The 25,823-nt window shown below is 31.5% G+C and carries 27 protein-coding genes; 10 read left to right on the top strand and 17 right to left on the bottom strand.

All coding sequences use genetic code 11. The annotated features are described in order from the left end of the window. Positions 1–9 precede the first annotated feature (9 nt). Both H526_RS0101180 and H526_RS0101185 read left to right on the top strand, forming a co-directional pair. Complete coding sequence (locus H526_RS0101180) at positions 10–678, top strand: hypothetical protein (RefSeq protein ID WP_027391288.1); 669 nt, start codon at positions 10–12, stop codon at positions 676–678. 13 nt (positions 679–691) lie between these two features. Further along, positions 692–1,312 (top strand): hypothetical protein, encoded by a 621-nt coding sequence (locus H526_RS0101185; protein WP_027391289.1) that lies wholly within the window; start codon positions 692–694, stop codon positions 1,310–1,312. A 26-nt stretch (positions 1,313–1,338) separates the two neighbouring features. Here the strand turns inward: H526_RS0101185 and H526_RS0101190 are convergent, their stop codons facing one another. Then, entirely contained in the window at positions 1,339–2,295 is a 957-nt protein-coding gene (locus H526_RS0101190; protein ID WP_245591171.1) for a DUF547 domain-containing protein, read from the bottom strand. Positions 2,296–2,377: 82 nt separating this feature from the next. Next, positions 2,378–2,974, bottom strand: a complete 597-nt coding sequence (locus H526_RS0101195; RefSeq protein WP_027391291.1) for a hypothetical protein — start codon at positions 2,972–2,974, stop codon at positions 2,378–2,380. Between the two features lie 108 nt (positions 2,975–3,082). Between H526_RS0101195 and H526_RS0101200 the strand changes: the two genes are divergently transcribed. After that, the gene (locus H526_RS0101200; RefSeq protein WP_027391292.1) at positions 3,083–3,967 is read left to right on the top strand and encodes a M28 family metallopeptidase; all 885 of its coding nucleotides are present in this window, start codon (positions 3,083–3,085) and stop codon (positions 3,965–3,967) included. Positions 3,968–4,005: 38 nt separating this feature from the next. Here H526_RS0101200 and thrC read toward each other — a convergent pair whose 3' ends face one another. Genes thrC through thrA form a run of 4 tightly spaced genes read right to left on the bottom strand, consistent with a single transcriptional unit; the run spans position 4,006 to position 9,064 of the window. After that, a complete protein-coding gene (thrC, locus tag H526_RS0101205; RefSeq protein WP_027391293.1) occupies positions 4,006–5,295 on the bottom strand; it encodes a threonine synthase in 1,290 nt (429 codons plus the stop codon). A 19-nt stretch (positions 5,296–5,314) separates the two neighbouring features. Then, a complete protein-coding gene (locus tag H526_RS0101210) occupies positions 5,315–5,680 on the bottom strand; it encodes a RidA family protein (protein WP_027391294.1) in 366 nt (121 codons plus the stop codon). A 1-nt stretch (position 5,681) separates the two neighbouring features. Further along, positions 5,682–6,605, bottom strand: a complete 924-nt coding sequence (locus H526_RS0101215; protein ID WP_027391295.1) for a homoserine kinase — start codon at positions 6,603–6,605, stop codon at positions 5,682–5,684. Between the two features lie 14 nt (positions 6,606–6,619). Then, positions 6,620–9,064, bottom strand: a complete 2,445-nt coding sequence (thrA, locus tag H526_RS0101220; RefSeq protein ID WP_027391296.1) for a bifunctional aspartate kinase/homoserine dehydrogenase I — start codon at positions 9,062–9,064, stop codon at positions 6,620–6,622. 404 nt (positions 9,065–9,468) lie between these two features. Between thrA and H526_RS0101225 the strand changes: the two genes are divergently transcribed. Together H526_RS0101225 and H526_RS0101230 are read left to right on the top strand one after the other, a co-directional pair. After that, positions 9,469–11,004, top strand: a complete 1,536-nt coding sequence (locus H526_RS0101225; RefSeq protein ID WP_027391297.1) for a bifunctional ADP-dependent NAD(P)H-hydrate dehydratase/NAD(P)H-hydrate epimerase — start codon at positions 9,469–9,471, stop codon at positions 11,002–11,004. A 116-nt stretch (positions 11,005–11,120) separates the two neighbouring features. Further along, positions 11,121–11,990, top strand: a complete 870-nt coding sequence (locus H526_RS0101230; protein WP_027391298.1) for an anti-sigma factor — start codon at positions 11,121–11,123, stop codon at positions 11,988–11,990. A 59-nt stretch (positions 11,991–12,049) separates the two neighbouring features. Here H526_RS0101230 and H526_RS0101235 read toward each other — a convergent pair whose 3' ends face one another. The 5 genes from H526_RS0101235 to H526_RS0101255 all read right to left on the bottom strand — a co-directional run bounded on the left by H526_RS0101235 (position 12,050) and on the right by H526_RS0101255 (position 16,223). Then, a complete protein-coding gene (locus H526_RS0101235) occupies positions 12,050–12,997 on the bottom strand; it encodes a leucine-rich repeat domain-containing protein (RefSeq protein ID WP_027391299.1) in 948 nt (315 codons plus the stop codon). Further along, the gene (locus H526_RS0101240) at positions 12,990–13,946 is read right to left on the bottom strand and encodes a hypothetical protein (protein ID WP_027391300.1); all 957 of its coding nucleotides are present in this window, start codon (positions 13,944–13,946) and stop codon (positions 12,990–12,992) included. Before H526_RS0101240 ends, H526_RS0101235 begins: the two co-directional genes overlap by 8 nt. Before the next feature lies 1 nt (position 13,947). Next, the gene (xerD, locus tag H526_RS0101245; RefSeq protein ID WP_027391301.1) at positions 13,948–14,844 is read right to left on the bottom strand and encodes a site-specific tyrosine recombinase XerD; all 897 of its coding nucleotides are present in this window, start codon (positions 14,842–14,844) and stop codon (positions 13,948–13,950) included. 71 nt (positions 14,845–14,915) lie between these two features. After that, positions 14,916–15,449 carry a hypothetical protein gene (locus tag H526_RS0101250; protein WP_027391302.1) on the bottom strand — a complete coding sequence of 178 codons (534 nt, stop codon included), beginning with the start codon at positions 15,447–15,449 and terminating at the stop codon, positions 14,916–14,918. 192 nt (positions 15,450–15,641) lie between these two features. Then, the gene (locus tag H526_RS0101255) at positions 15,642–16,223 is read right to left on the bottom strand and encodes an outer membrane beta-barrel protein (protein ID WP_027391303.1); all 582 of its coding nucleotides are present in this window, start codon (positions 16,221–16,223) and stop codon (positions 15,642–15,644) included. A 265-nt stretch (positions 16,224–16,488) separates the two neighbouring features. Here H526_RS0101255 and H526_RS28025 point away from each other — a divergent pair, with 265 nt between their 5' ends. From H526_RS28025 to H526_RS0101275, 4 genes are all read left to right on the top strand, one after another. Next, positions 16,489–17,121, top strand: coding sequence for a porin family protein (locus H526_RS28025; RefSeq protein WP_051335918.1), 633 nt, complete (start codon positions 16,489–16,491; stop codon positions 17,119–17,121). A gap of 2 nt (positions 17,122–17,123) precedes the next feature. Next, entirely contained in the window at positions 17,124–17,537 is a 414-nt protein-coding gene (aroQ, locus tag H526_RS0101265) for a type II 3-dehydroquinate dehydratase (protein WP_027391304.1), read from the top strand. 1 nt (position 17,538) lies between these two features. Then, the gene (locus tag H526_RS0101270; RefSeq protein WP_027391305.1) at positions 17,539–18,261 is read left to right on the top strand and encodes a Dph6-related ATP pyrophosphatase; all 723 of its coding nucleotides are present in this window, start codon (positions 17,539–17,541) and stop codon (positions 18,259–18,261) included. A 144-nt stretch (positions 18,262–18,405) separates the two neighbouring features. Beyond that, positions 18,406–19,359, top strand: coding sequence for a M23 family metallopeptidase (locus tag H526_RS0101275; RefSeq protein WP_162144472.1), 954 nt, complete (start codon positions 18,406–18,408; stop codon positions 19,357–19,359). A gap of 80 nt (positions 19,360–19,439) precedes the next feature. On the opposite strand, the gene lpdA is transcribed toward H526_RS0101275, so the two are convergent. From lpdA to H526_RS0101300, 5 genes are all read right to left on the bottom strand, one after another. Beyond that, positions 19,440–20,831 (bottom strand): dihydrolipoyl dehydrogenase, encoded by a 1,392-nt coding sequence (lpdA, locus tag H526_RS0101280; protein ID WP_027391307.1) that lies wholly within the window; start codon positions 20,829–20,831, stop codon positions 19,440–19,442. Positions 20,832–21,022: 191 nt separating this feature from the next. Continuing rightward, positions 21,023–21,505: a hypothetical protein gene (locus H526_RS28030; RefSeq protein ID WP_051335919.1), complete on the bottom strand. Its 483-nt coding sequence runs from the start codon at positions 21,503–21,505 to the stop codon at positions 21,023–21,025. A 76-nt stretch (positions 21,506–21,581) separates the two neighbouring features. Beyond that, a complete protein-coding gene (msrB, locus tag H526_RS0101290; protein ID WP_027391308.1) occupies positions 21,582–21,977 on the bottom strand; it encodes a peptide-methionine (R)-S-oxide reductase MsrB in 396 nt (131 codons plus the stop codon). Positions 21,978–21,981: 4 nt separating this feature from the next. Continuing rightward, the gene (gene msrB / locus H526_RS0101295; protein ID WP_027391309.1) at positions 21,982–22,467 is read right to left on the bottom strand and encodes a peptide-methionine (R)-S-oxide reductase MsrB; all 486 of its coding nucleotides are present in this window, start codon (positions 22,465–22,467) and stop codon (positions 21,982–21,984) included. A 64-nt stretch (positions 22,468–22,531) separates the two neighbouring features. Continuing rightward, the gene (locus H526_RS0101300) at positions 22,532–23,404 is read right to left on the bottom strand and encodes an alpha/beta fold hydrolase (protein ID WP_027391310.1); all 873 of its coding nucleotides are present in this window, start codon (positions 23,402–23,404) and stop codon (positions 22,532–22,534) included. Between the two features lie 176 nt (positions 23,405–23,580). Here H526_RS0101300 and H526_RS0101305 point away from each other — a divergent pair, with 176 nt between their 5' ends. Further along, positions 23,581–25,095 (top strand): DEAD/DEAH box helicase, encoded by a 1,515-nt coding sequence (locus tag H526_RS0101305; protein WP_027391311.1) that lies wholly within the window; start codon positions 23,581–23,583, stop codon positions 25,093–25,095. Positions 25,096–25,119: 24 nt separating this feature from the next. On the opposite strand, the gene H526_RS0101310 is transcribed toward H526_RS0101305, so the two are convergent. Beyond that, entirely contained in the window at positions 25,120–25,812 is a 693-nt protein-coding gene (locus tag H526_RS0101310; RefSeq protein ID WP_027391312.1) for an aspartate/glutamate racemase family protein, read from the bottom strand. Between the last annotated feature and the right edge of the window lie 11 nt (positions 25,813–25,823).

A 25,823-nucleotide genomic window follows, 5' to 3' on the forward strand; every position in this document is an offset into this window, starting at 1 on the left:
TTAACCATTATGACAAGAGAAGAACATTTGGCATTTTGTAAAAAATGTGCTAACAGAGAAATGGATCTTAAACAAGGTTTAGTATGTTCACTTACTAAAGAAAAGGCAAACTTCATAAATGATTGCGGGGAATTTAATTTAGATCCAACATATCAGGAACGATTTGACGATACAGAAGAATTACATAATAATGTGGTGAAAAGTATTATAACCGATGACATTTTAGAAAAATTGAAATCAGAACAAAACTACCCGTTTGCAATCATTTCTGGTATTATTGTTGGAATTATAGGTGCTTTATTATGGGGTATAATAACATTGGCAACTGGATATCAAATAGGTTATATGGCACTAGCTATCGGTGCCTGTGTAGGTTTATCAATGAGATATACAGGGAAAGGAATTGATCAGATTTTTGGAATTACTGGAGCTATTGTTGCTGTTTTGAGTTGTTTTGCTGGTAATTTTTTTAGTGTTATTGGTGCTATTGCTAATTTTGAAAATCTTGGATATTTAGAAACTCTTATGTCTTTTGACTATTCACTATTGGTACCAATGATGAAAGAAACTTTCAGTATGATGGATATTCTATTTTATGGTATTGCTGGTTTTGAAGGCTATAAATTTGCTTTTCGAGCATTTACGGAGAAAGAACTAGAGGATTTTAAAAACAAATAGTTTTTTTATTGGGATGAATTATACTGAAAATAATTTTGGTGTAATTATAAGAATTGTACGTATAATGAATAACATATGTAAACTTGTTGTAATATTAATTGTTGTTGTATCCTGTGCTAGAAGTGATGAAGGGGAACGAAGAGCTCTATTTGCTTGTTTGGAAAAAGGAAAAACTATTTCTAAACTGATTATGTCTTCTAAAGCAAAAAAAATAAATAAGACTTTTACTAATACTCCTAATGTAGACTATTTAGTGGAAATTATGGATGAAGAAGTTATGAAGCATGAAAAGTATATGCTAAGCCATCCTAATATTTTTTATAACCCATATGGGGATGAATATATTTATACTATTTATGCAAGTAAATGGATCGATAATGGTACAGATTGGGGATTGAATGATTATCTTTTTGTTATACAATTAGCATTTAAATATGATGAAGATTCTAAAAAGATTTCTGTAGAAAATAGTAGAATTCTTAAAGATCATATAGGTTTTAAGAAATGGTGGTATTCATTTATGAGATCCTATAAAGAACAAGCTTGTCGAAGAAATTTATGGGCAGAAACATATAATCTAATTCCTCCATCGCCACCACCTCCTGCGATAGAGGACTGGATTTCAAAAAGATAGTTATGAATTCATAGAGTCGTGTTAATTTAATCATTAAGATCCCAGTTATAATCTAAGTATTTTATTTCTGCATTAGGAGTTATCTTTGTTGTAGAAAAGTTATTAATAAACGGGATTATACCTTTTTTGAAATCCACTTTGTACCATTCAAATATTTTACTAATTTCAATGGAGTTTTCTGAAATTTTATTTTTTGAAGAATCGGTAATCCAGCTTTTAGAAAGCATATTTAATTGCGAATTTAATTTAGAAGGAAGAAATGCCCCTTTCATCAACTTAGGACAAGAAATAGCAGCACAGTTAAATGCTACATGTAATCTAGGTTCATTAAAATTAGGGCGTACAATAGAGTTTTCTATTTGATTTAGAGAGTATGTTTTATTTCCAGATTTTATGAATTTCTTATCCCAAGGTTTACCATTATTTATATCCTTAATACTTTTTACGGGATAATTACTGGCTATCAGATGAATTGTAGCAGCATTATACAAATTAAACCAATATGCTAATTTTTCATTTTTGGTCCAATCCTTTTTTGGAGGAGTTACTTCTAAATGTGACAAGTAGATTTCAATGGATTTAATATTTGATTTAAAACCATTATAATTTACTTTTCCAGAAGAGGAGACATGTTTTTTGGTTAAACTATTCCAAATGGTATGATGTGGTCTAATCCTTTCAATATTACCTTTCGTAATCTCTTTTTTTTCTTTTTTATCTCCGGCCTTGGCTTCTTTTGCAATTTCTCTACCCTTAGATACCTTTATATCAGTTTCTGATTCTTTTACTTTATTAGTTACAATAACAGAATCTTTTACTTCTATTTTTTCTTCATTAGATATAATTTGCTCAGAGGTGTGATCGACCATAGCAGTATCTATAGCAGTGGTGCTTTCTGGTTTAATATTAGATTTTTCTTCCTTTTTGTTAGAAGTACATCCGATAATAAAGAGGATAACTAATACAAATGATATTTTTCGCATAGTATTTTGGTTTTAGTACTAGTAGATTAGGCCTTATTAAGATAGGCAATTATTTAATAAAATATAAGCAAGGTTTACTTTATTATTTTTTGCAATCTATAGAAACTTGTATTTCATTTAACCTGTTCCATATTGAGTGATCAATTTCTTTAGGAGATATTCTAAAGATTACTAAGTGTTTATCAATAGAATTACATTCAATATAGGTAGCAATAATATTTAGAGCGACCTCTTTTTTAGTTGTAAAAGCGTCATAGGTCATTACTTTACCAGCATAAGATGTATTATCAATTTTTTCGAAGAAAGCCTTAGTTTCTTTAACTTTCTTGGTGGCATCAGGTTCTGATTTAACCATTCCTTGCATTAATCCGATAAAATAATCTTCTAGTTGTGACTCTAAAACTATATTGGATAATGTTGGTTTTTCATCTAGATACCAAAGAAAGGCATAAGAAAAATAATCCTCAGCACCTTCTTTACCCCAACCAGGAGCAAATCGAACATATTCCGTACCTTTATAATTAATTGATGGTGCAAACGATAATGGAAACTCTATAGTTTCTTTTCTCCAATTATCAGGAGCAGATAGATAGTTAATAGATGATTCTTCTTTTTTACAACCACCAATGAATAACAAAGTAATAATGATAAAAAATGGTATGGTTTTTGGATTTATCATAAGGAAATGTTTATTTTAAGACAATATATATACTAATTGTAAAATTATATATTGTTTTTTATAAATTTGTTAGAAGGAAAGGAAAAATAAGAATACAAAAATTTTAAAATGAAATTATATAAGTTTAGAACATTACTATTATTGATTTTTTGCATTCAGATTTCAGTAGCTCAATCATTGACTGATCAAGAAGAAGCAGAGATTATTAATATCCAAAAGGATATTGTTGGTAAACTAACTGGACATATTCCTATAAAAGGAAAAAAGAAATTGTCTAGTAGAGCAAGTAATTCGGAAAGAAGAATCACAGCTGATTATTTATTTAATTACCTGAAAGATTTAGGGATTAAAGCAAAACGTAATAATTATAACGTTCAAGATAAAAAAGGGAATCAGTACAATGGATCTAACATATATGCCGAGATTCCTGCTACCAATGGTAGCGATGAATATATTGTCTTAGGAGCTCATTATGATACAGCAGAAGGGAGTCCTGGAGCAGTTCATAACGCTACTGGAGTTGCCTTAACTTTATATGTGTCGGAAAAGCTAACCAAGTTAGCTAATCGTAATATTAATTTTATGATTGTATTTTTTGATCAACAAGAAACGAATATGATTGGCTGTAGAATGTTTGTAAAAAAACTACAGGATGATAAATACAATGTAAATTCTATGCATCGTGTAGATTATGTAGGATGGGATAATGACGAAGATAGAGCTATAGAGTTATTAGCATCCAATATAAGTTTAGAATCAGCATATCGATTAGAATCTGGTGTACCAGTTTTTAAAAGGAGAGTATCAACTCCAGAGACTAGAGTATTTTCTACTTTAGGGTATGATACGATAACAATAACTGCAGAGTTAATGAATGGAGATAATTCCCCGTATGTGCACCAGTCCGAAGATAAGTATACAACAGTTAATTTTAGGTACCTAGCATCTACTTCTTATATAGTCTCTAAAGTAATGAAATCACTTTCTAAATAAATTTTAGGATAAATAAAATATTCTAAAAGAGTTTCTTCTTAACTAAGAAGAAACTCTTTTAGTTTGTTATAATCATTGGTTTTGATACTTACTTTTTTCTTATCCATTACTTTTTGAATCTGCGGAGGGATTGATATTTTAGTATCTAAAGTTTCTTCGACAATATCCAAAAACTTAACTGGATGAGCAGTTTCTAAAAATACTCCGTATTCATTTTCCTTTAAATTATATTCTTTTAACCCAAGATAACCGACTGCTCCGTGAGGATCTGCTATATACTTTGTCTCTTGATAAACTTCTTTCATAGCTTGTTTTGTGCTTTGGTCATTAAAACTATAAGCAGAAAAACTACTTTTTAAAGATTCGAAGTTATTGTTGAATAACTGTTGAATTCTAATAAAATTACTTGGATTACCTACATCCATGGCATTAGATATAGTTGCTTTAGAAGGTTTTGGATCATAATTTTCCGTATTCATATATCTAACAACCGTATCATTTACATTGGTAGCAGCAACGAAGTGTTCGACAGGAAGGCCAAGTTTATGTGCTACAATTCCGGCGCAAATATTTCCAAAATTACCACTTGGAACAGAAAATACAATATCTTTTCCTTTACTTTTCAATTGTTTATAAGCAAAAACGAAATAAAATAATTGTGGTAACCATCTGGCGATGTTGATAGAATTAGCAGAGGTCAATTGCCTATGATCCGTAATACTTTTGTCCAGAAATGCTTTTTTTACCATATCCTGACAATCATCAAATACTCCATCTACTTCTAACGCTGTTATATTTTGTCCAAGAGTTGTTAATTGTCTCTCTTGTATATCACTAACTTTACCAGAAGGATATAAAATCACCACATCGACACCTTTAACCCCAAGAAAACCTTGTGCTACCGCACCTCCAGTATCACCAGATGTAGCGACTAATACAGTAACTTTATTATCATTAGTTCTATTAAAATATTCTAAACAACGTGCCATAAATCTTGCACCTACATCTTTAAAAGCCATTGTAGGTCCGTGAAAAAGCTCTAACGTACCGATATTTTCTTTGATATCAATTACAGGAAAATCAAAACTTAACACATCCCTAAGAATATCCTTTAATTCTGAATCAGGAATCTCATCACCAACGAATTGTTTAATAGTTTGAAAACCAATTTCTATGGTGTCTAAATGTTCAATATTATCAAAAAAAGATGAAGGTAAAGGAGTTATACTTTCAGGAAAATATAAACCTTTGTCTGGCGCTAATCCTTTTATAACAGCTTCAGAAAAAGGTACTTTAGGAGCGTTATTATGTAAACTATAATATTGCATTTTTAATCTAGTTTTAGTATTATGAAACTATAGCAGAAAATTCAATCTCTACTAAAATATTGGGATCAATTAGTTTAGAAACTTCTACCATTGATGTTACAGGTTTTATTTTGCCAAAGTATTCACCATGAGCTTTACCAATTTCTTCCCATTTGCTAATGTCTGTACAGTATATTCTAGTTCTAACTATTTGATCTAAATCAGCATTGAATTCTTTTAGTACATTCTTTACGGACTCAATAATAGCTTTGGTTTGCTCATATTCGTTTTTTCCTGGAGCAGTTGTTCCTGATACTTCAATGATATTACCAATTTTAATGGCTCTAGAATATCCTACAATGTCTTCCCAAGGAGAACCTGTTGCTATTTTTTTAATTTCTTGCATATCAATTTATTATTTTAACTCCTTGACTATTGATTTTAGAAATATGAATATCAAAGTCAAGTCCTGTTTTTGTATACACTTTATGTATTGCGTTTCCCACGTTTTCCGCAGTAATCATACTTTTGCTTAAAGCAAATATGGAAGGTCCAGAACCCGAAATCCCACATCCTAAAGCACCTTCTGCAATGGCGGCTTTTTTAACGTTTTCAAATTCCGGAATTAGAATCGATCGCATAGGTTCTATGATCACATCTTCTAAACTACGACCTATTAAATCATAATCCTCAGTAAAAAGCCCAGATATAAAACCTCCAACGTTACCCCATTGATGTATTGCTTGCTTTAATGTTACATTTTGTTTTATAACGGATCGCGCATCCGAAGTTTTTACTTCAATTTGAGGATGAATAACAGTCATTACCAAATCATCAGGAGTGTGTAATTTTATCACATCTAAAGGGGCATAACTTCGCACTAAAGTAAATCCGCCTAATAGGGCAGGAGCAACATTATCTGCATGTGCATTTCCACTAGCTAGTTTTTCTCCTTCCATCGCAAATTCGACTAATTTATGAGGAGAAAAGGGATGATCCAATAAATGATTTACGGCCCAAACGGCTCCTGCGCTACTAGCAGCACTGCTGCCAATACCACTTCCTGCTTTGATTTTTTTGTAAATTTCAATATCTACTCCTATTTCATTTTTATAATTAGCTAATAAAGCTTCTACAGCAACACCAGCTACATTTTTTTTAGTGTCTAAAGGGAGATCAGCTCCTTCAATTTTAGTAATTCTTACACCTGGTTTCGAACTAAGTGATATGACCATTTCATCTCCTACAGTGTCCAAACAGCAGCCTAAGACATCAAATCCACAAGATAGATTAGCAACGGTAGCTGGAGCAAATATCTTTATACTTTTCATGTTAATATTGAGATTTACTTTTTACCAATTCTTATAATGTCAGCAAATATACCAGAAGCCGTTACTTCTGCACCAGCACCAGCTCCTTTTACAATAAGAGGTTGTTTTGGATAGCGATCTGTATAAAAAAGAACAATATTATCACTTCCTTCTAAATTGTAGAATGGATGATCCGAAGGTATATGTTGTAAACCTACCTTTGCTTTACCATTCTCATATTGAGCGACATATTTTAATCTACATTCTTTTTTGTTAGCTTCCTCAAGAATTTGAGAAAAATGAGCTTCGTTCTTTTTTAATGATTCGAAAAAATCATCAACAGTTGAAGTGTCGAGACTCTGTTGTGGTAAAAAAGCATCCTTTTCGATATCATCTAGCTCCATTATTTGACCACTTTCTCTGGCTAGAATTAAAATTTTTCGAGCAACATCTACACCACTTAAATCAATTTTTGGATCTGGCTCAGTGTATCCTTCTTCTTGTGCTTGTTTTACAACATCATAAAAATTAGTGTCTTCATTATAATTGTTAAATACAAAATTTAAACTACCCGATAATACTGCTTGTATCTTATGTACATTATCACCCGATGCAATTAGATTGTTTAATGTATCAATGATAGGCAAACCAGCCCCTACATTAGTTTCATAAAGAAAAGAAGCACTAAATTTTCGCGAAAGCTCTTTTAATTCAGAATAGTTAACATATTCATCAGCACAAGCAATTTTATTACAGGTTACAACTGCCATACTTTCTGATAAATAGTGCTTGTATACTTTGGCAATATCTGGATTTGCAGTATTATCTACAAAAATCGAATTACGGATATTTATTGCTTTAGCAGTTTCAAAGAATTTTTCTGAATTCGCTTTTTCTCCACTAGCTAATTTTTCTTCCCAAGAATTTAGTTTAATTCCTTGTTCATCAAAAACCATTGTTCTTGAATTAGAAATTCCAACCACTCGTATCTTTAAACGTAATTTATCTTTTAAGTAACTTTTTTGTTGTTCTAATTGTGATAATAATTTACTACCGACATTACCTACACCTGTAATAAATAAGTTTAGTTGTTTTGTTTTTACTTCGAAAAAACGTTCGTGTAATATATTTAGGGCTTTTTTGATATCTTTTTTCCCAATTACAACAGAAATATTTTTTTCTGAAGCTCCTTGAGCTATTGCTCTAATATTTACATTGTTTTTACCTAAAGTGCTAAACATCTTACCACTTAAACCTTGATGGTGATACATATTATCACCAACTAAAGCAACAATAGCAGCATCGTTTTCAATTTTAACAGGATCTACTTTATGCTTTGTAATTTCAAACTCGAAAGCAGAATCTAAAACTGTTTTAGCTTTTTCTGCATCAATAGCCTCTACAGCTAAGCAGATGGAATGTTCAGAAGAAGCTTGAGTAATTAAGATTACATTGATGTTTTCTAGAAATAGAGCTTCAAACAAACGTTTTGAAAATCCTGGAATACCAACCATTCCACTTCCTTCTAGTGATATTATAGAGATGTTATCGATATGACTAATACCGGTAACTGGTTTTGGTCTATTAGTAACTTCTCTAGTTATCAAGGTACCTTTATCTTCAGGTTTAAAAGTATTTTTGATAACAATTGGAATATTTTTATCTAAAACCGGATGAATGGTTGGAGGATAAATAACTTTAGCTCCAAAATGGGACAATTCCATGGCTTCCTGATAAGAAATATGTGATACAGGTTTTGCTTGTTTTACTAATTTAGGATTGGCAGTATACATTCCACTTACATCTGTCCAAATTTGTAATTTTTCTGCGTGTATACCTGATGCTAAAATTGCTGCTGTAAAATCTGATCCGCCTCTTCCTAAAGTTGTAGGTTCTCCAACCGATGTCCTTGCTACAAAACCTGGAAATAGACTGATCTGATGTTTGTTATCCTCGGCATATCGTTTTATTCTAAAATTGGTTTCCTCATAATCAATAGTAACTTTCGAAGCTTCAGTTGTTATTATATAATCTCTAGAATCTTTTAAAACGATGTCTAATCCTTTTACTTTAGCAGCTTCAGAAATTATAAAAGAGGATAGCATTTCTCCAAAACTAGCAATTACAGATTCAGTTTTAGGAGATAACTCACTTAAAAGATATACTCCTTCACACAAAGATTCTAGTTTATTTAACTCTGATTTGACTTTACTGATGATAGAGCTTTGCGAAACCACCGGGATTAATTCCTTGATAGCTTCGAGATGCCTACTTTCTATAGTTGTTAGTGTATTTTTATATTTTTCGTTGTTAGAAGAAGCTTCTTTGCCAGCCTTTATTAGTAGATCTGTAATTCCACCAAGGGCAGAAACAACCACATAAAGAGGTTTGTTTACAGATTGTTTTTCGATGATTTCTATAACTTTTTCTATAGTAGTTGCATTTGCAACCGAGGAACCTCCAAATTTTAGAACGTTCATAATATATTTTTTATAATGATGTATTTAGTAAAGCTTTTCGTTAGATTATTTACTTAAAATAAACTAACTACTTAATTTCTATGATATATAAATGATTAACCCCTAAGGGTAATAATAATAGTAGAAGTACGTGTAAATGAAGTGTAGGCGAAAGCCGCTGTTGTTCCTAACGCGAAAAGTAAAACCGAGATTGAAACCGTACTAAACATTAGTTTAATTTATATTTAAGTTCAAATGTATAATTTTTTACTTTTGAACAAAATAAAAACGTTAGTAATCATAAACTTTTATTGATACTTTAATTTAAGGCTGTATTCATTAAGGCATTCTTAAAAAAAACTAATCAAAAAGGATTATCAATGTTTGTAAAATGTATCAAAAAATAATCACTAAAATTTAAACTTGTGAAGATATTTTCCGCTGATCAAATGCGTAAGGCAGACGAAGTAACTATTCAATCTCAAAAGATTACTTCTTTAGAGTTAATGGAAAGAGCTGCTACTCAAATATTTAATGTTTTACATCAACGATTGCAAGGAGCTCCGATTCCGATTCATGTATTTTGCGGTATTGGAAATAATGGAGGAGATGGTTTAGTGATTTCACGTTTGTTAGTGGAACATGGATATCATGTAAAGACATATATTGTAAATTTTAGTGATAAAAGATCTGATGGTTTCCTAGTTAATTATGATCGTTTAAAGGGAATAGGTGTAGAATGGCCTGTGCAACTAAAGTCTAATGAGGATTTTCCAGAAATTAAGCAACAGGATATGGTAATCGATGCAATTTTTGGGATAGGTTTAAATAGGCCGGTAGTACCTTGGGTTATTAATTTAATTAAACATATTAATGCGTCTAGATGTTTTACGTTATCTATAGATGTACCTTCAGGTTTATATGCAGATAAAGCGCCAGATGATCCCGAAGGTGTTATATATGCTTCTACGACCGTTACTTTTCAACTACCTAAGCTAATATTTTTCTTACCAGAAACTGGACAGTATTCCCAAGATATGGAGGTTATTGATATTGGCCTAAGTAGAGAGTTTATATCCCAAACTCCGGGCTTTGCAGAATTAATAGGTAAGAACGAAGTACTTTCTCTATACAGGCCTCGTCATAAATTTGCTCATAAAGGAGATTATGGACATTGTCTACTTATTGGAGGAAGTTATGGTAAAATAGGTAGTACAGTTTTAGCAACAGAAGCTGCTTTACGAATAGGAGCGGGGCTTGCTACTGCATATATTCCAGAATGTGGATATGATATTTTACAATCGTCGGTTCCTGAAGCAATGGTTATTACGGATGAAGAAGATGATTATATATCTAAAATAAAGTTTGACATTAAACCATCCGTTATTGGAGTAGGGGTTGGTTTAGGAACTAATGATAAAACGATTGAGGCATTTGGTGAATTCTTAAAGCAAAATAAAACTAAGTTGGTTATTGATGCGGATGGAATTAATATATTAGCTAATAAGTCAGATTTCTTACAATATATACCCGCAAAAACGGTATTAACGCCACATCCTGGAGAATTAAAACGACTAATAGGAGCATGGAAAGATGATTTTGATAAGATTAATAAGGTAAAGGTGTTTTCTAAAAAGCATGATTGTATTATCGTCATTAAAGGTGCAAATAGCTTGGTTATTTATCAAGACGATATTTATGTAAATACTTCTGGTAATCCAGGAATGGCTACAGCTGGTAGTGGAGATGTGTTAACAGGAATTATTACAGGTTTGATTTCTCAAGGATATGATTCGCTGTACGCTGCAGTATTTGGAGTTTATTTACATGGCAGTGCTGGGGATATAGCAATTCAACAAACTGGTTATCAAGGTTTATTAGCAAGAGATATTATTTCCCACATCGGAAAATCTTATATAGAATTGTTCAAAAAACCGCAACAAGCGCCGCCAGAAGCATAAAATTCTTTAATACACGTTGAAAAATAACGTTTAAAACGTACAATTTTATCAGCTTTTTGTAGTTAATTTGAATATTGATATCCATACTATCAAGAATTAAATTAAAAAAGCAAAAAATGATGAAAAACAAGATGATGGCGATGGCAGCAATCGCCTTAGGATTATTGGGTGTTTCCTGTTCTAGTGATGACGGACCACCTGTAGCTAATGTTGCTATAGAAACAATTGGATTAGAAAACTTAACTGGAGGTTCTACCTACCAAGGATGGTTAATAGTAGATGGTCAAGCGGTACCAACTAGTAGATTTACAAACCCTGCGGGAACTATAAATCTTACAGTATTAGCTTCTGACCTAGCTGATGCTACCGAATTCGTTCTTACTGTAGAACCAGTAGGCGATACAGATAATGTTCCTTCTGATGCTAAAATTTTGACAGGAAGTTTTAATGGATCTAATACTGCGACGCTTAATTTTGCGCCAGTAGTTGCGGATTTATCTAGTACAGCGGGACAGTTTTTTCTAGCTACTCCAACTGATGATGTAGCTGATAATGATGAATTTGGTGTTTGGTTTATGGATGGAACATCTGCAGGATTAACATTACCTACTTTAGCGAGTGGTTGGAAATATGAAGGTTGGGTAGATTTCGGTAATGTAACAGTTTCGACTGGTACATTTTCTGATGCAGAAGGAAGAGATGATGCTAATTTCTTTAGTGGTTCTGGAGGGATGATTCCAGATTTTCCTGGGGAAGATTTTCTTGTACTTCCAAGTCAAATTCCATTGACTGGGGTTACATTTCCTGCTTCAGTAGCAAGTAGAAGAGTTTTTATTACCGTAGAGCCTTTTGGCGATAATGATCCAGCACCTTTCTACATTGAGCCATTAAGCGGAACTGCAGGTATTACTACAGGTCCTTCAAATCCTGTTATAATGACTTCGGATACTTCTATGCCTTCAGGTAGAGCAACGCGACCTAATTAAATCTTATTTTAAGATATAATAACAATACTAAAAGACTCTCGGTTTTTCCGAGAGTCTTTTTATTTATAATTCTTTTGTTGGAACGACAGTAGGAAGAACCCTTTGAAAGTTTCTTTTGCTTTTACGATCTCTTCTTGAGATAGTGGGTTATTATCCAAAATTAGTCCCGCTAACGGGTATTTTTCAGTTTCATAGGTAATAGGGATTGATACAATCTCATTATTATTAATATGTACCATAAGTAAAGATTTCATACTTGAAAAAACACTAGGGAGCTCTTTAAATTTGTTAAACCCGGCGTGTATTACCCACACACTTTTCATTTCCTTTAATTGATCAGGAAGCGTTTCTAAATCATTATGATCTATATAAAAAAATCGAATTTGATTAAGTTTACTAATAGTATTTGGTAACTCCTTTAGATTGTTATGATCTATCCATAAAGAATACAAATCGGGTAATTTTCCTAAATGAGAATAACTTGCTTCATCGTGTATCTCATTATATGATAAATTTAAATCTCTTAGCGTATTGAGTGCTGTTATATTCTTAGGGATTTTAGTGAGCTGGTTATTTTTTAGGTTTAAAAACTCAATGGGTAATTCAGAAATTTGCTGTAGTATTTGTGAGAGATCAAAGCCTGGATTATTTATTAATGAAATCTGCTTTAGCTTAGGGAATAGTTTGATGGATTCAGGTATTGTTTTAATATCTAAGCTATCTAAGATTAATACTTCTAGATTTTTATGAACCGAAAGCACCCGGAGACTATTGTCGATATCTAACCCCTTATTATTACTTAGATTAATCATTCTAAGATCTTTTAATTTGGTAATTGAGTTAGGTAACTCCTTAAGTTTTTGATTGCTTAGGTCTAAACGGTGAATTTTTGAGAATTTTTCTAAATTGATTTCTACATGAGTTTTACTATAAAATGTGGTGTAAGTATTACAGCTACTGCAAAGCAATAGAAGACACAGGTGAAATAAGAATTGTTTTTTAATCATCTGTAGTCGTTTTATAAAATACATTTCCGCTTACTTCTATATAGATTTTATCTTTGGTTTCTACTAACCAAGGGAATCTAGGATTTAGCCCTAAACCATCGTGCAGTATGTTTTGTATATATGCTCCTGCTTTTTGGCTATTAATTCCTAGTTTAGAATGTATAGAAAAATCATTTTCTTGATGTGTTACATATCCGTATAAGTTTCCATAAAATAACTCTTTAAAAGGAGGTAGTGTAAACCATACGTTTTTACGTCCATCATCAGAGTTTACTTGATTTCTGGGGGATTGACTGTAATCAGGTCTTGGCGTAAATAAATCAATACCAATCCCAAATTTTTGTATTGTTTGTGGATCAATTATTTTAGTAAAACCAATGTCCAAAGAACCTGTAACACCATAATCGGTGCCCGCTCCCTTAAATAGTCCAATACTAAAATCATTCTGAAAGGCGAAATGGATATTATGATTTGCGTTACTAAATCGCATAAGAAATGCTCCACGTCTTAGCCCATATAATTTCAAAGATTTAGGAAGATAATCTTTACTAAAACCAAAGCCTAAACCATTAAAACCTCCTTTTCCATTAGGGTTAAATATAAGGGTGGTGTTTAGGTTAGAAATAGATGAACCTAGTAAATTACTGTTTTTACCAATACCAGCTAATGCAAAAAATTCATAAGAATATGCGAGTCCAGAACCGTTAACAGTATGTCGTTTTAAGAATTGATAAGAAGCAAAGGATAATCCAGTTTCCATAGAAATATCTCCATAGTTTAAAGTTCCAAAACCATAAGCTCCTAGTTTTAACCATTGATTTTGATTGCCAATAGTAATTTCTGCCTTAAGCATAACACCTCCATCTGCACTGAAGCGTTGGGAATAGATTAAAGAGCAACTTAAAAATAGAATATAGGTAATGTATTTTCTTAAGGTATTCAAAATCATACTATCTTCTTGGATGAAATGTATTAATTACCTCATTAAGATGGCTTCTGTCCATATGCATATATATTTCTGTAGTCGTAATACTTTCATGACCTAACATTAATTGAATAGCTCTAAGATCTGCTCCGTTTTCTAATAAATGGGTTGCGAAAGAATGTCGGAAGGTGTGCGGACTTATATTTTTATGAATTTCGGCTCTTTCTACAAGTCTTTTTACAATAGTAAAAATCATAGCTCGTGTCAGTTGCTTACCTCTTCTGTTTAAAAACAATGTATCTTCATGTCCATTCTGAATATTTAGATGAGTTCTTATTTCATCCTTGTAAATATTGATGTATTTTTGCGTTACATTTCCAATAGGAACAAATCGTTGCTTATCACCTTTACCAGTGATACTAATAAAACCTTCATCAAAGAAAAGATCCGAGAGTTTTATATTGATCAATTCGCTAACTCTTAATCCACAACCATAAAGTGTTTCGATAATGGCTCGATTACGCTCTCCTTCAGCTTTGCTTAAATCTACCTTAGAAATAATTAAATCTATTTCTTCTAATGATAAAGTATCGGGTAGTTTTCTTCCAATTTTAGGAGCTTCTATAAGTTCCATTGGATTTGTATCTCTATAATCTTCAAAAACTAAATAATTAAAAAAACTTTTTAATCCAGATATGATTCGGGCCTGTGATCTAGCATTTACTAGTTTTGCGGTTTCATATATAAATTGTTGTAGTATATCTTTTTCTATGGATAATGGAGTCTTTTGTATATCGTGTGCTTCTAGATATTTGATTAGTCTTTGAATATCAAGACTATAATTAATGATGGAATTATCAGAAAGTCCTCTTTCTATTTTTAGATAATGTTCATAGTCTTTTATGGCGTGACTCCATTTCATTTTTCTAATATAAAAAGAAAAACCATCCTGATCTAATCAGGATGGTTTAATAAATTTATAAAAGATAGTTTTTATAGATGAATAGCAAATCCAATATTAAGTTGAAATGCATCCGTATAGAAATCATCATTTAAACTTAAATTATATCTTACTCCAGGCTCAATGCTAACATTGTCTCCAATGAAAAAAGCATACCCACCTTGAATACCAAAGTAAGAAGGATCTTCATCGGCATCGCTACTGATACCACTGTAATCTATTTGTACTGGTATAGACCCTATAACGTAATATTTAGCACCAATTTTATAACTAAACCTATCAACTGCATCAGCATCAGAATTAGCTTTAATTGATCCATATCCTAATCCAGCTTTTAAGGCTAAATTGTCGATAATAAAATATCCACCTTCTAATCCAATATTAAAAATGGATCCTGCATCGTCAGAAAAAGTAGTGAATTGTATACCAGTGTTGGCTGTGTGAGCAGCGCCAAAATTAGTATTGGCTTCAATTAGCCATTTTCCTTTAGAAGTTTGCTCCCCATCCTGAGCATTAGCAAATGTTAAGCTGCATACTGCAAGAGCAGTTAGAATTAATTTTTTCATGATCATTGTTTGTTTAAAGTTGAAACAAATGTATATCAGCTATTCATGAAAAAAACCACTGTTTTCAGGTAGATTTTAAGTAAGATTATTCCTGAAAATAGGGGATGAAAAAAGAAATATTTATTGTTCAAAAAAATAAACTCCATCATAATTATGTATATGATGGAGTTTAAAATTTATATGTGCTCTATATTAGAACTTGTATACTAAACCTAAGTTGATATCATCTAGATCTAAACCTACACTTACTGCATTAGTAGAATCGGCACCATCAATATCTGGTTTTGCAGTTGCATATGCTAATGCTCCCCAGAAAGCCTCAAGTGCAAAATGATCACTTAAGAAATAGCTTACACCAGGACCAACATTAAGTCCAAAACCGTTTATTTTAAGTTCACCAGTTCCTTGTTCTTGTTTAGAACTAGCATATTCAAAAGCTAATTCACCAAACACAGAAAATTTACTAGATGGTGTAAAATAGTAACGACCAAAGGCTCCAGCATTGAATGAATTATTTTTTATATCTTCAGTAAAAGGAGCTTCTTGTTTACTAGTAGTAAAACCTAATCTAGCACCAACAGCTATATTTTCTGACACAAAGAAACCTACTCTCGGAGTAAATTCAAATGAGTTGTTTTTAATATCTCCCGTAGATGTCGAATTGTAACCAAAAGATCCAGAAACAAAAATATCTCCTTTAGCGAAACCTCCATCTTGTGCGTTGACAAAAGTTAGTGTGAATACTGCAATTGCAGTTAAAATCAATTTTTTCATAATGTTTGTTTATTTGTTAATACACACATTAGTTACATTGATGATAATTTTGTTACTCCAGTTTTCTATATTTTTTTGATATTTTTTCCTTGTAAAATCTAACACTCTTACTTTCAGTAATTAATAGATTGTTAAATTTTGAAGACTAATTTACTTTCGTCTTCTGTAATAGGTTTTCTCTAGTTTTTGATAGCAGTTTTTTTAGTTACTTACATATGGTTATAAAAAATAAAGCTACTTTTGAGTATCAACTTATTATTAGATTATGAAAAGAAATGTTTTTATTCTCATTGTGATTATTTTTAGTTTCATTTCTGTAAATGCTCAGAAAATTTCTGATGAAGACCCATTATATGCTCGTGCAGGTTTTAAAGGAGGTATAAATTACAGTAGTATTCTTGGTGATGCTGATGATACTAGCGGGAGAGTGAGGATACATCTAGGTGCTTTGGTAGAGTATCCTATTTCAAGTAAATTTTATATTCAAGGAGAACTGTTATATTCAGCACAAGGATATAAGGTAGAAGTAGCTGGACAAGAACAAAAGATTAGTCTAAATTATATTTCATTACCTATTGTAACCAAATTCTATGTTACAGAAAAAATTAGTTTAGAAACAGGCCCACAATTTTCAATTTTAACGACAGTAGGAAATGATGATGTAGCTGATAATGATCCATTTTTTGACTCTTTTAATGATTTTGATTTTAGCTGGGCAGTGGGTGCAGGTTATAAGCTAGAGAGTGGTTTGTTTTTTCAAGTTAGATATAATTTAGGATTAACAAACATTAATGATACTGGAGTTATAGATATTACCAATAGAAATTCAGTTGCACAATTATCAGTGGGATATTTGTTTAAAACTAAAGATAATCGAAGAATCATACGAGAACAATAAGAATGAAACTTTTACTATTAAACGGCCCTAATCTAAATCTTTTAGGCAAAAGAGAACCCGGTATATACGGAAGTCAGACTTTTGAAGATTTTTTTTCAGAATTACAAATGAGATTTAAAGATGTTGAATTAGGATATTTTCAATCCAATATTGAAGGAGAGTTAATTACTAAAATTCAAGAAGCAAATGATACTTTTGATGGTGTTATTCTAAATGCAGGAGCCTATACACATACTTCCATTGGTATTGGTGATGCAATTAAAGCAGTAGATGTTCCTGTTATTGAGGTACATATTTCCAACACTTTTAGCAGAGAGGAGTTTAGACATCAATCGTATATTTCTCCAAATGCAAAAGGTGTTATTCTTGGTTTTGGTCTACAGAGTTATGCATTAGCGATCCAAAGTTTTCTATAAGATGCGTAAAACGTATTTTAACTGGAGCAGTGGTAAGGATTCTTCACTGGCATTATATTATACATTACAACAAAAAGAGTATAATATAACGAAACTAGTTACTACAATTAATGATGATTTTAAAAGAGTTTCCATGCACGGATTGAGAGAGTCTCTTCTCGATGCCCAAGCAGTAAGTCTAAATTTACCTTTGCATAAAATAAAACTTTCTGCAAACGTTTCTATGACTTCATACAATGAGGTAATGAAAGATAATGTGATGAATTTAAAATCAGAAGGATATACACATTGTGTTTTTGGAGATATTTTCTTAGAGGATTTACGGATTTATAGAGAAGATCAACTAAGGAGTATTGGAATTCAAGGGGTTTTTCCTCTTTGGAAAAAAAACACAAAAGAACTTTTGTTAGAATTCATTAATCTAGGATTTAAAGCAATTACTGTTTGTGTAAATGCTAAATACCTTGATGATTCTTTTTGCGGTAGGATACTGGATGAATCGTTTCTAAATGATTTACCAGAAAATGTAGATCCTTGTGGAGAAAATGGAGAGTTCCATACCTTTGTTTTTGATGGTCCAATTTTTAGTAATCCAATAAACTTCGAAATAGGAGATAAGGTGTTAAGAAATTACACTCCATCATCTGATGATGATGATAATTGTTTTACAGACGAAGATGATAAAAGCTGGGACACTTCTTTCTGGTATTGTGATTTGATATAATTTGAATTAAATTGTACTAAGTACGTGAATATTTTTTTCTGTTAATTTTTTTAAGTTTAAATGTTAAAATTCATTACTTTCGTTTTAAAAATATTGGTCAACCAATTTGTAGTTAAATATTAAATGAAAGTAAAAAATATTATTATGTCGTATATACTCTTTATTGCGACAATTATTGGAATACAAGGGCAATCAAAAGTTATCAATATAGAGTCAAGAAGAAATAATGATAAAAGTATAGATATCATTTATGAGAAATCAAAACCTGGTAGTTATACAGTCATGATTGAATTTACTAAATTAGAAAACGCAGATATTACTGCTTATGGAGGTAGATCTTTTAATCAAAAATTTATAGGGACGGTTGATAGCAATAGAGGGATAGTACTAAAATTACGTCGGCGTAATCCAGAACAAGGAATTTCTTATGGATATACTACAAGTTATATTAGGGGTAAATATAATCCTAAAGTAAAGAAAGATTTTGTTTACACATTACCATTCAAAAAACGAACTAGGATCAAGGTTAAAGATGCTGGTAATCTTTCTACAAAATATTTTGATTCTGAACTTCCTGATAATTGGAAATCCTTTGTTTTTAGAGCAAAAGATAGTGATACTATTGTTGCTGTGCGCAAAGGGCTTGTAATTGAAGTAAAAGATCAATATAAGTTGGATACGGTATCTCATTTTACTTCAAAGAAAAACCAAGTACTCATTGAACATAAAGACGGAACTTTAGCAATTTATAAAGGTTTTTCGAAAAATGGAGTGCTTGTTAAGGTAGGGCAAACTGTATATCCGCAAACTAGTTTGGGAGTTTTTGATGCAAAAGGAAATAAGAGTAACGATAATGTCTTACATTTTAACATTTCCTATTTATCTGATATTAAGATTGATGGTCAAATCAAGAAAAAACTAAAAGATAAAAAAAGTAGAAGTACTTATTTAAATCCGAATTTTTTAACTGATGATGGAGTAATGAAATTAGGTAATAAAGAGATATATACCGTTGAAGTTAATGAGGATGTAATTTTCTCTGAATTTACAAGAAGAGAAAAAAAGAAATATAAAAAAGGAGATCTCTTGATCAAATAAAATTGTAATTAAGGAATAATTAAAAAGCCTTATGAATATATATATTCATAAGGCTTTTTAATTTAATAGTTTATCTATTACTATAAATGTATCACTTCGTCATAAGCGTCAGCAACTGCTTCCATAACAGCTTCACTCATCGTTGGATGTGGATGTATTGCTTTTAGGACTTCGTGTCCAGTAGTTTCTAGTTTTCTACCTAATACAGCTTCTGCGATCATATCAGTAACTCCGGCACCAATCATATGACATCCTAACCACTCACCGTATTTAGCATCAAAAATCACTTTTACAAAACCATCCTTTGTTCCAGCAGCACTTGCTTTACCAGATGCAGAGAAAGGAAATTTACCAACTTTGATTTCGTACCCAGCTTCTTTTGCTTGATTTTCAGTCATCCCAACACTAGCGATTTCTGGAGAAGCATAAGTACATCCAGGGATGTTACCATAATCAATTGCTTCTACATGCATTCCTGCTATTTTTTCTACACAAGTAATACCTTCTGCAGAAGCTACGTGAGCTAGAGCAGGACCGGGAACAACATCACCAATTGCATAAATACCAGGGATATTTGTTTGATACCAGTCATTTACTACAATTTTATCTCTATCGGTAGCAACTCCTAGTTCTTCTAAACCAATATTCTCTATATTCGTTTTGATACCAACAGCAGATAATACGATATCAGCTTCAAGAATTTCTTCTCCTTTTTTAGTTTTTACAGTAGCTTTTACTCCGTCACCACTTGTGTCAACACTTTCTACAGAAGAATTTGTCATTACTTTAATACCAGCTTTCTTAAAGCTTCTTCCAAATTGTTTTGATACTTCTTCATCTTCTAATGGTACCAGATTTGGTAAATATTCTACAATGGTAACTTCTGTTCCCATTGCGTTATAAAAATGAGCAAATTCTACACCAATGGCTCCAGAACCAACTACGATCATTTTCTTAGGCTGAGATGCTAAAGTCATAGCTTCTCTATATCCAATTACTTTTTTACCGTCTTGTGGTAAATTAGGTAATTCTCTTGATCTTGCACCTGTTGCTACTATAATATGTTTTCCTTCATAATCAGAAGCATTTCCATCTTTATCAGTAACGGTTACTTTATTGTTAGCTTTTAATTTACCAAAACCTTCAATAACATCAATTTTGTTCTTTTTCATTAGAAATTGAACACCTTTACTCATTCCATCAGCAACGCCACGACTTCTTTTTACTACTGCATCAAAATCTTTATCGAATTTTTCAACTGTTAAGCCATAATCAGAAGCATGTTTTAGGTAATCAAATACCTGTGCACTTTTTAATAATGCTTTTGTAGGGATACATCCCCAATTTAAACATACACCTCCAAGGCTCTCTTTTTCAATAATAGCAGTTTTAAACCCTAATTGAGAAGCTCTAATAGCAGTAACATAACCACCAGGTCCACTTCCTAATACGATAATATCATATGCGCTCATAAATGTGAATTTTTTGAAGACACGAATTTACGGATAATTCGTTTAATCAAAAAGGGTTTTGCAGATTCGGTTTTCACAATTATACCTTAATAAAATTCATAAAAAAACACTATCATAATGATAGTGTTAATTTTTTTTCATTTTCCTTATCTTTTTGGAATAATAAGGAATAATATTTATTTCTTAATTACTTAAAATTCTAGGTTCAATGCTGATTGTACTTCTTCTAGATTTGATAAATCAATGTCTGTATTTTCTGCAAAAGATGCAGGTACAACAACAACTCTAAATGTTTGATTATTCGTTAAATCAGCTGGCACCAATTCTGGAGCATTACTCTCCAATAATACATCTACATCACCAGAAGTGAAATTAAATCGATATAAAACAGTAATGTCACCGCCATTACCATCATCTAAGAATATAGTAGCTGTAGGTAAAGGTTCCCAAACATCTAAATTATTGTCTACAGTTTCTAGTCTATACACTAGTACAACATCTGAATCAAAAATGTTTTCATTAAAAAAGAAACGATGCCCGAAATCGTTAGCTTGATTAAAATTTGTAGTAAATTCAAAAGTTGTTCCAATGGTATCGAAATCTACGTCATCATCATTTACGCAAGAAGTGAATACAAGTGTTGATAAAAATAAAAGTGCAAAAATCTTTTTCATAATGTGTAATTATTTGTTGTTTCTGATATGAGAACTAACTATCAATAAGTGTTCCAAAGTATAAAATTGATAGTCTTTATGATTTATTGAAATCGATACTTACTGAATTTACACAATATCGTTGACCAGTTTCAGTTGGGCCATCATTAAAAATATGACCTAAGTGACTCCCACAGTTTGCGCATAAAATTTCTGTTCTAATCATTCCATGTGATGTGTCTTTTATATATTCTACATTTCCCTCTATAGATTGATCAAAACTAGGCCATCCACATCCAGAATCAAATTTTGATGTACTTATAAATAAAGGAGTATGGCAAGCCATACATTTATATGTTCCATTTTCTGAATGAATATTGTATTCTCCAGTAAAAGGACGTTCGGTACCTTTTTGTCTAAGTACCCTATATTGCTCTTCTGTGAGTTCTTTTTTCCATTCTTCTTCTGTTTTATGAAAAGGATATTTATTCATTTATTTATCTTTTTTTTGGTTCAAAGACTAAAGCGTCTCCATTAATACAATGCCTTTTTCCGGTGGTTTCTCTTGGTCCATCACTAAAAACATGTCCTAAATGTCCACCACAGGTCGAACATAATAGTTCGGTTCTAGCATATCCAAGTTTATAATCTGTATCTACATCTACATTTCCTTTTACAGCTCTATCAAAACTAGGCCAACCTGTACCACTATCAAATTTATGTTTACTCTCATATAAAGGTGTTTTGCACGCTGCACAATAAAATGTTCCAGCGGCATATATCTTATTTAAAGGACTAGAGAAAGGTCTTTCTGTCCCAGCTTGTCTAAGAATATAGTATTGATCGTTAGTTAAGATTTCCTTCCATTCTTTATTAGTTTTATTTACAGCATATTCTTTCTTTTCTTTTTTACTGTCTTTTTGAGCAGTACCTGAGCAACTTATAGTTAAAATGCTGATACATAGTATGATGATTTTTTTCATTTTATTCAAATTAAAGTTCTTGTATCTATATAGTCGTTTATAAAGTTCATCAATAACAAAAGATTTATGATTCTGAAATAAATGCCGCAATTTTCTTTATTATTGATTTGTCTCCAAGAATTTTCCGATGACCTAATTTTTCAGTTAATATTATTTTCCCATTTTTAAGTTTACTTTCAATTTCAATTGCCGAACTATAATGAACGTCTATATCGTTTTTATCATGAATTACTAGTGTTGGTGTTTCTATACCTTCCGCAGAAATTCCTCCAGAGTAGTTATCCAGGTCTTCACCATAATGCTGATCAAAATATTGTTTCATTAATTTACCAGTTTTATCTCCTAATTGCAAATTTTTAGCAAAATCCTTAGTGATTTTGGTTATACTATTCGCTGTTCCAATAATAACTAGTTTTTGTAATCCTAATCCAAATTTAGTTGCTCTTAATAATGACATCCCTCCTAAAGAATGGCCAACAGCTGCATGAAATGGTCCATGTGTTTTTTCTAATTGATAGATAGTCTCAATGAAGTGAATCATGTTACTTCTTTTTCCAGGAGATTGGCCATGTGCAGGAGCATCAAAACTTACTGTGCTGTATCCGATATTTAATAGTTGATCAGCTATCATAGAAAGTTGAGTTCCACTACCAGACCACCCATGAACTAATAAAACCTTTTTGTTGGATACTCCATAATTATAAATTATAACTTCTCTGTTTATTTTTTTTATTGACACATTCTCTTTAAGGCTTTGAACAGCCATCGTTTCCTCTCTTTTAGGTCTTTTGTATTTAAAGGGAGTTAGAAATAACCGAGCAGCAAACCTCGATGCTAAAAAAGGAGAAATCCAGTTTAACACCTTTCCAGTATACAGAATAGGTTTAGGAATAAGTAATGCTTGAACTGGTATTAGGTCTTTGTCAATCTTAGCCATGAAATAGTTATGGATTATATTTTAAAATTATAAAGAACAACGCAAGTGATAAGGAATATTATGAATAATTAACACTTTTGAAACTATTGTAAGACAAAACAAAATATATTTTATAAAATCTTTTATATAAGTATAGAAAGTGTTTAATTTTGTAGCTTATTTTTAATCGAGAGCAAATGCGGGTAAATCCCTCTGAAATAGAAAAAAAAGAACAAAAAGTTCTATATGATTATCAGGCCAGAGATATCGATAAGATTTTTGGGCGTTTGCAGGAATTTTCTGGAAATTATAATTTACTATATCAATTACCAACCGGTGGAGGTAAAACGGTAATATTTTCTGAAATTGTTCGAAGATATATTGAAACTACTAAGAAAAAAGTAGTAGTACTTACACATCGTATAGAACTGTGTGATCAGACATCTAATATGCTTACAGAATTTAATGTAAAGAATAAAATCATTAATAGTAATGTAAAAAAATTAGAAGATCAGCATGAGTATATGTGTTTCGTAGCAATGGTAGAAACACTAAATAATCGTCTTAATGATGACCAATTAGAGATTGATAATGTGGGCATGGTCATCATTGATGAGGCACATTATAATTCATTTAGAAAATTATTTCGCTTTTTTGATACTTGTTTTATCCTAGGTGTTACTGCAACTCCTTTAAGTTCTAATATGAAACTCCCAATGAAAGATAATTATAGGGAGTTAATAGTAGGGGATACCATTAGTTCTCTTATTGGAAAAGGTTTTTTGGCTAAGCCAGTAACCTATACCTATGATGTTGGTCTTGGTTCTTTGAAAATTGGTATGAATGGTGATTATACCGTCAAATCTTCAGAAGACTTGTATACAAATGCCTTGATGCAGGATAAATTACTAAAGGCTTATGAGGAAAGAGCAAAGGGGCAAAAAACACTAATTTTTAATAATGGAATTAATACATCCATTCATGTATATGACGTTTTTAATAGAGCAGGATATCCAATACGGCATTTAGATAATACTAATAGTCGGCAAGAAAGAGCTGATATTCTTAAATGGTTTAAACATACGGATGATGCAATTCTGACTTCAGTTAGTATATTGACTACTGGTTTTGATGAACCTACTGTAAAAACTATTATTTTAAATCGTGCTACTAAGTCATTGACATTATATTTTCAAATGATAGGTAGAGGCTCTAGAATATTGCCTAAAAAACCAGAATTCTCTATCATTGATATGGGTAATAATACTGCTCGTTTTGGCTTGTGGAATGGAGAGATTGATTGGCAAACAATATTTAGGTCACCTGATTTCTACTATGATAGTCTTGTTAGTGATGATGAAATTGAGCGTAATTTTAAGTACGTTATGCCAGAAGAAATAAGAAAAGAATTCAATAATTCTGTAGACATAGATTTTGATATTGAAGCTGAATATGCAAATACGAAAAAATATGGTCTACGTAGTAAGAGTGTTTTAGAAAAATCAATAGAACAACATGCTAAGATGTGTGCAGAAAATAGCGAAGATGTATTTGATGCTAGAATTCTTAGTAAATTGTTAGAACATGATATTGAATATCGCGTAAGAAGATATTCCTACTGTATTAGTAAAAGCACAAAAAACTATAGAGATTGGTTACAGGAGGATTATGGAAGGAAATTAAGATCCAAAATCAATCAAATGTTTTTGTAATCACTATAGTTTTTTATTAATAAATTAGTCTTTTAGTGCCCATTCTACTGCGTTTTCTGCATGGATTTTTGTAGTATTAAAGATAGGAATATCTACATCATCTTGCTTTATTAACAATGGTATTTCTGTACAGCCCAGAATTATACCTTCTGCTCCTTTATTTTTTAAATCAGTTATTATTCTTTTGTATATTTCTCTAGAACTATTTTTGATTTTGCCTTTAACTAATTCTTCATAAATAATCTGATGTATTTGTTCTCTGTCATTTTTTTCAGGAATTAAAATATCAATTCCATATTTTTTAAGAATAGTTTTATAAAAATCTTTTTCCATTGTGAATTTAGTGCCTAAGAGCGCCAATTTTTGTAACCCTTGGGATTTTATACTATTTCCAGTAGCATCTGCTATATGAAGAAATGGGATGGTTGTATTTTTAATCATTTCTTCACTACACAAATGCATTGTATTTGTGCAAAGTATTATTAAATCAGCTCCAGCATTTTCTAATTGCTTCGCAGCATTAATCATTAATTTGGTTAGGGCTGGCCAATCATTTTTTCCTTGTAGATCTTCAATTTCTGCAAAATCTACTGAAATCATAATTGATTTTGCCGAGTGGTAACCTCCTAGCAGTTGTTTTACTTTTTTGTTTATCAATTCATAGTATATGGTAGAGGATTCCCAACTCATACCACCAATTAATCCTATAGTTTTCATAATATGATCAG

Source organism: Aquimarina latercula DSM 2041, assembly GCF_000430645.1.
GTDB classification, from domain to species: domain Bacteria; phylum Bacteroidota; class Bacteroidia; order Flavobacteriales; family Flavobacteriaceae; genus Aquimarina; species Aquimarina latercula.

Coding starts and splice junctions, on each gene's coding strand:
- xerD (WP_027391301.1), bottom strand. CDS start 14,844: ATGAAATGGAGTCACGCCATAAAAGACTATGAACATTATCTAAAAATA.
- H526_RS0101270 (WP_027391305.1), top strand. CDS start 17,539: ATGCGTAAAACGTATTTTAACTGGAGCAGTGGTAAGGATTCTTCACTG.
- H526_RS0101310 (WP_027391312.1), bottom strand. CDS start 25,812: ATGAAAACTATAGGATTAATTGGTGGTATGAGTTGGGAATCCTCTACC.
- H526_RS28025 (WP_051335918.1), top strand. CDS start 16,489: ATGAAAAGAAATGTTTTTATTCTCATTGTGATTATTTTTAGTTTCATT.
- msrB (WP_027391309.1), bottom strand. CDS start 22,467: ATGAAAAAAATCATCATACTATGTATCAGCATTTTAACTATAAGTTGC.
- H526_RS0101300 (WP_027391310.1), bottom strand. CDS start 23,404: ATGGCTAAGATTGACAAAGACCTAATACCAGTTCAAGCATTACTTATT.
- H526_RS0101230 (WP_027391298.1), top strand. CDS start 11,121: ATGATGAAAAACAAGATGATGGCGATGGCAGCAATCGCCTTAGGATTA.
- H526_RS0101200 (WP_027391292.1), top strand. CDS start 3,083: ATGAAATTATATAAGTTTAGAACATTACTATTATTGATTTTTTGCATT.
- aroQ (WP_027391304.1), top strand. CDS start 17,124: ATGAAACTTTTACTATTAAACGGCCCTAATCTAAATCTTTTAGGCAAA.
- H526_RS0101275 (WP_162144472.1), top strand. CDS start 18,406: ATGTCGTATATACTCTTTATTGCGACAATTATTGGAATACAAGGGCAA.
- H526_RS0101235 (WP_027391299.1), bottom strand. CDS start 12,997: ATGATTAAAAAACAATTCTTATTTCACCTGTGTCTTCTATTGCTTTGC.
- H526_RS0101190 (WP_245591171.1), bottom strand. CDS start 2,295: ATGCGAAAAATATCATTTGTATTAGTTATCCTCTTTATTATCGGATGT.
- H526_RS0101255 (WP_027391303.1), bottom strand. CDS start 16,223: ATGAAAAAATTGATTTTAACTGCAATTGCAGTATTCACACTAACTTTT.
- H526_RS0101180 (WP_027391288.1), top strand. CDS start 10: ATGACAAGAGAAGAACATTTGGCATTTTGTAAAAAATGTGCTAACAGA.
- H526_RS0101215 (WP_027391295.1), bottom strand. CDS start 6,605: ATGAAAAGTATAAAGATATTTGCTCCAGCTACCGTTGCTAATCTATCT.
- H526_RS0101210 (WP_027391294.1), bottom strand. CDS start 5,680: ATGCAAGAAATTAAAAAAATAGCAACAGGTTCTCCTTGGGAAGACATT.
- H526_RS0101185 (WP_027391289.1), top strand. CDS start 692: ATGAATTATACTGAAAATAATTTTGGTGTAATTATAAGAATTGTACGT.
- thrC (WP_027391293.1), bottom strand. CDS start 5,295: ATGCAATATTATAGTTTACATAATAACGCTCCTAAAGTACCTTTTTCT.
- lpdA (WP_027391307.1), bottom strand. CDS start 20,831: ATGAGCGCATATGATATTATCGTATTAGGAAGTGGACCTGGTGGTTAT.
- thrA (WP_027391296.1), bottom strand. CDS start 9,064: ATGAACGTTCTAAAATTTGGAGGTTCCTCGGTTGCAAATGCAACTACT.
- H526_RS0101250 (WP_027391302.1), bottom strand. CDS start 15,449: ATGAAAAAATTAATTCTAACTGCTCTTGCAGTATGCAGCTTAACATTT.
- H526_RS0101240 (WP_027391300.1), bottom strand. CDS start 13,946: ATGATTTTGAATACCTTAAGAAAATACATTACCTATATTCTATTTTTA.
- msrB (WP_027391308.1), bottom strand. CDS start 21,977: ATGAATAAATATCCTTTTCATAAAACAGAAGAAGAATGGAAAAAAGAA.
- H526_RS28030 (WP_051335919.1), bottom strand. CDS start 21,505: ATGAAAAAGATTTTTGCACTTTTATTTTTATCAACACTTGTATTCACT.
- H526_RS0101195 (WP_027391291.1), bottom strand. CDS start 2,974: ATGATAAATCCAAAAACCATACCATTTTTTATCATTATTACTTTGTTA.
- H526_RS0101305 (WP_027391311.1), top strand. CDS start 23,581: ATGCGGGTAAATCCCTCTGAAATAGAAAAAAAAGAACAAAAAGTTCTA.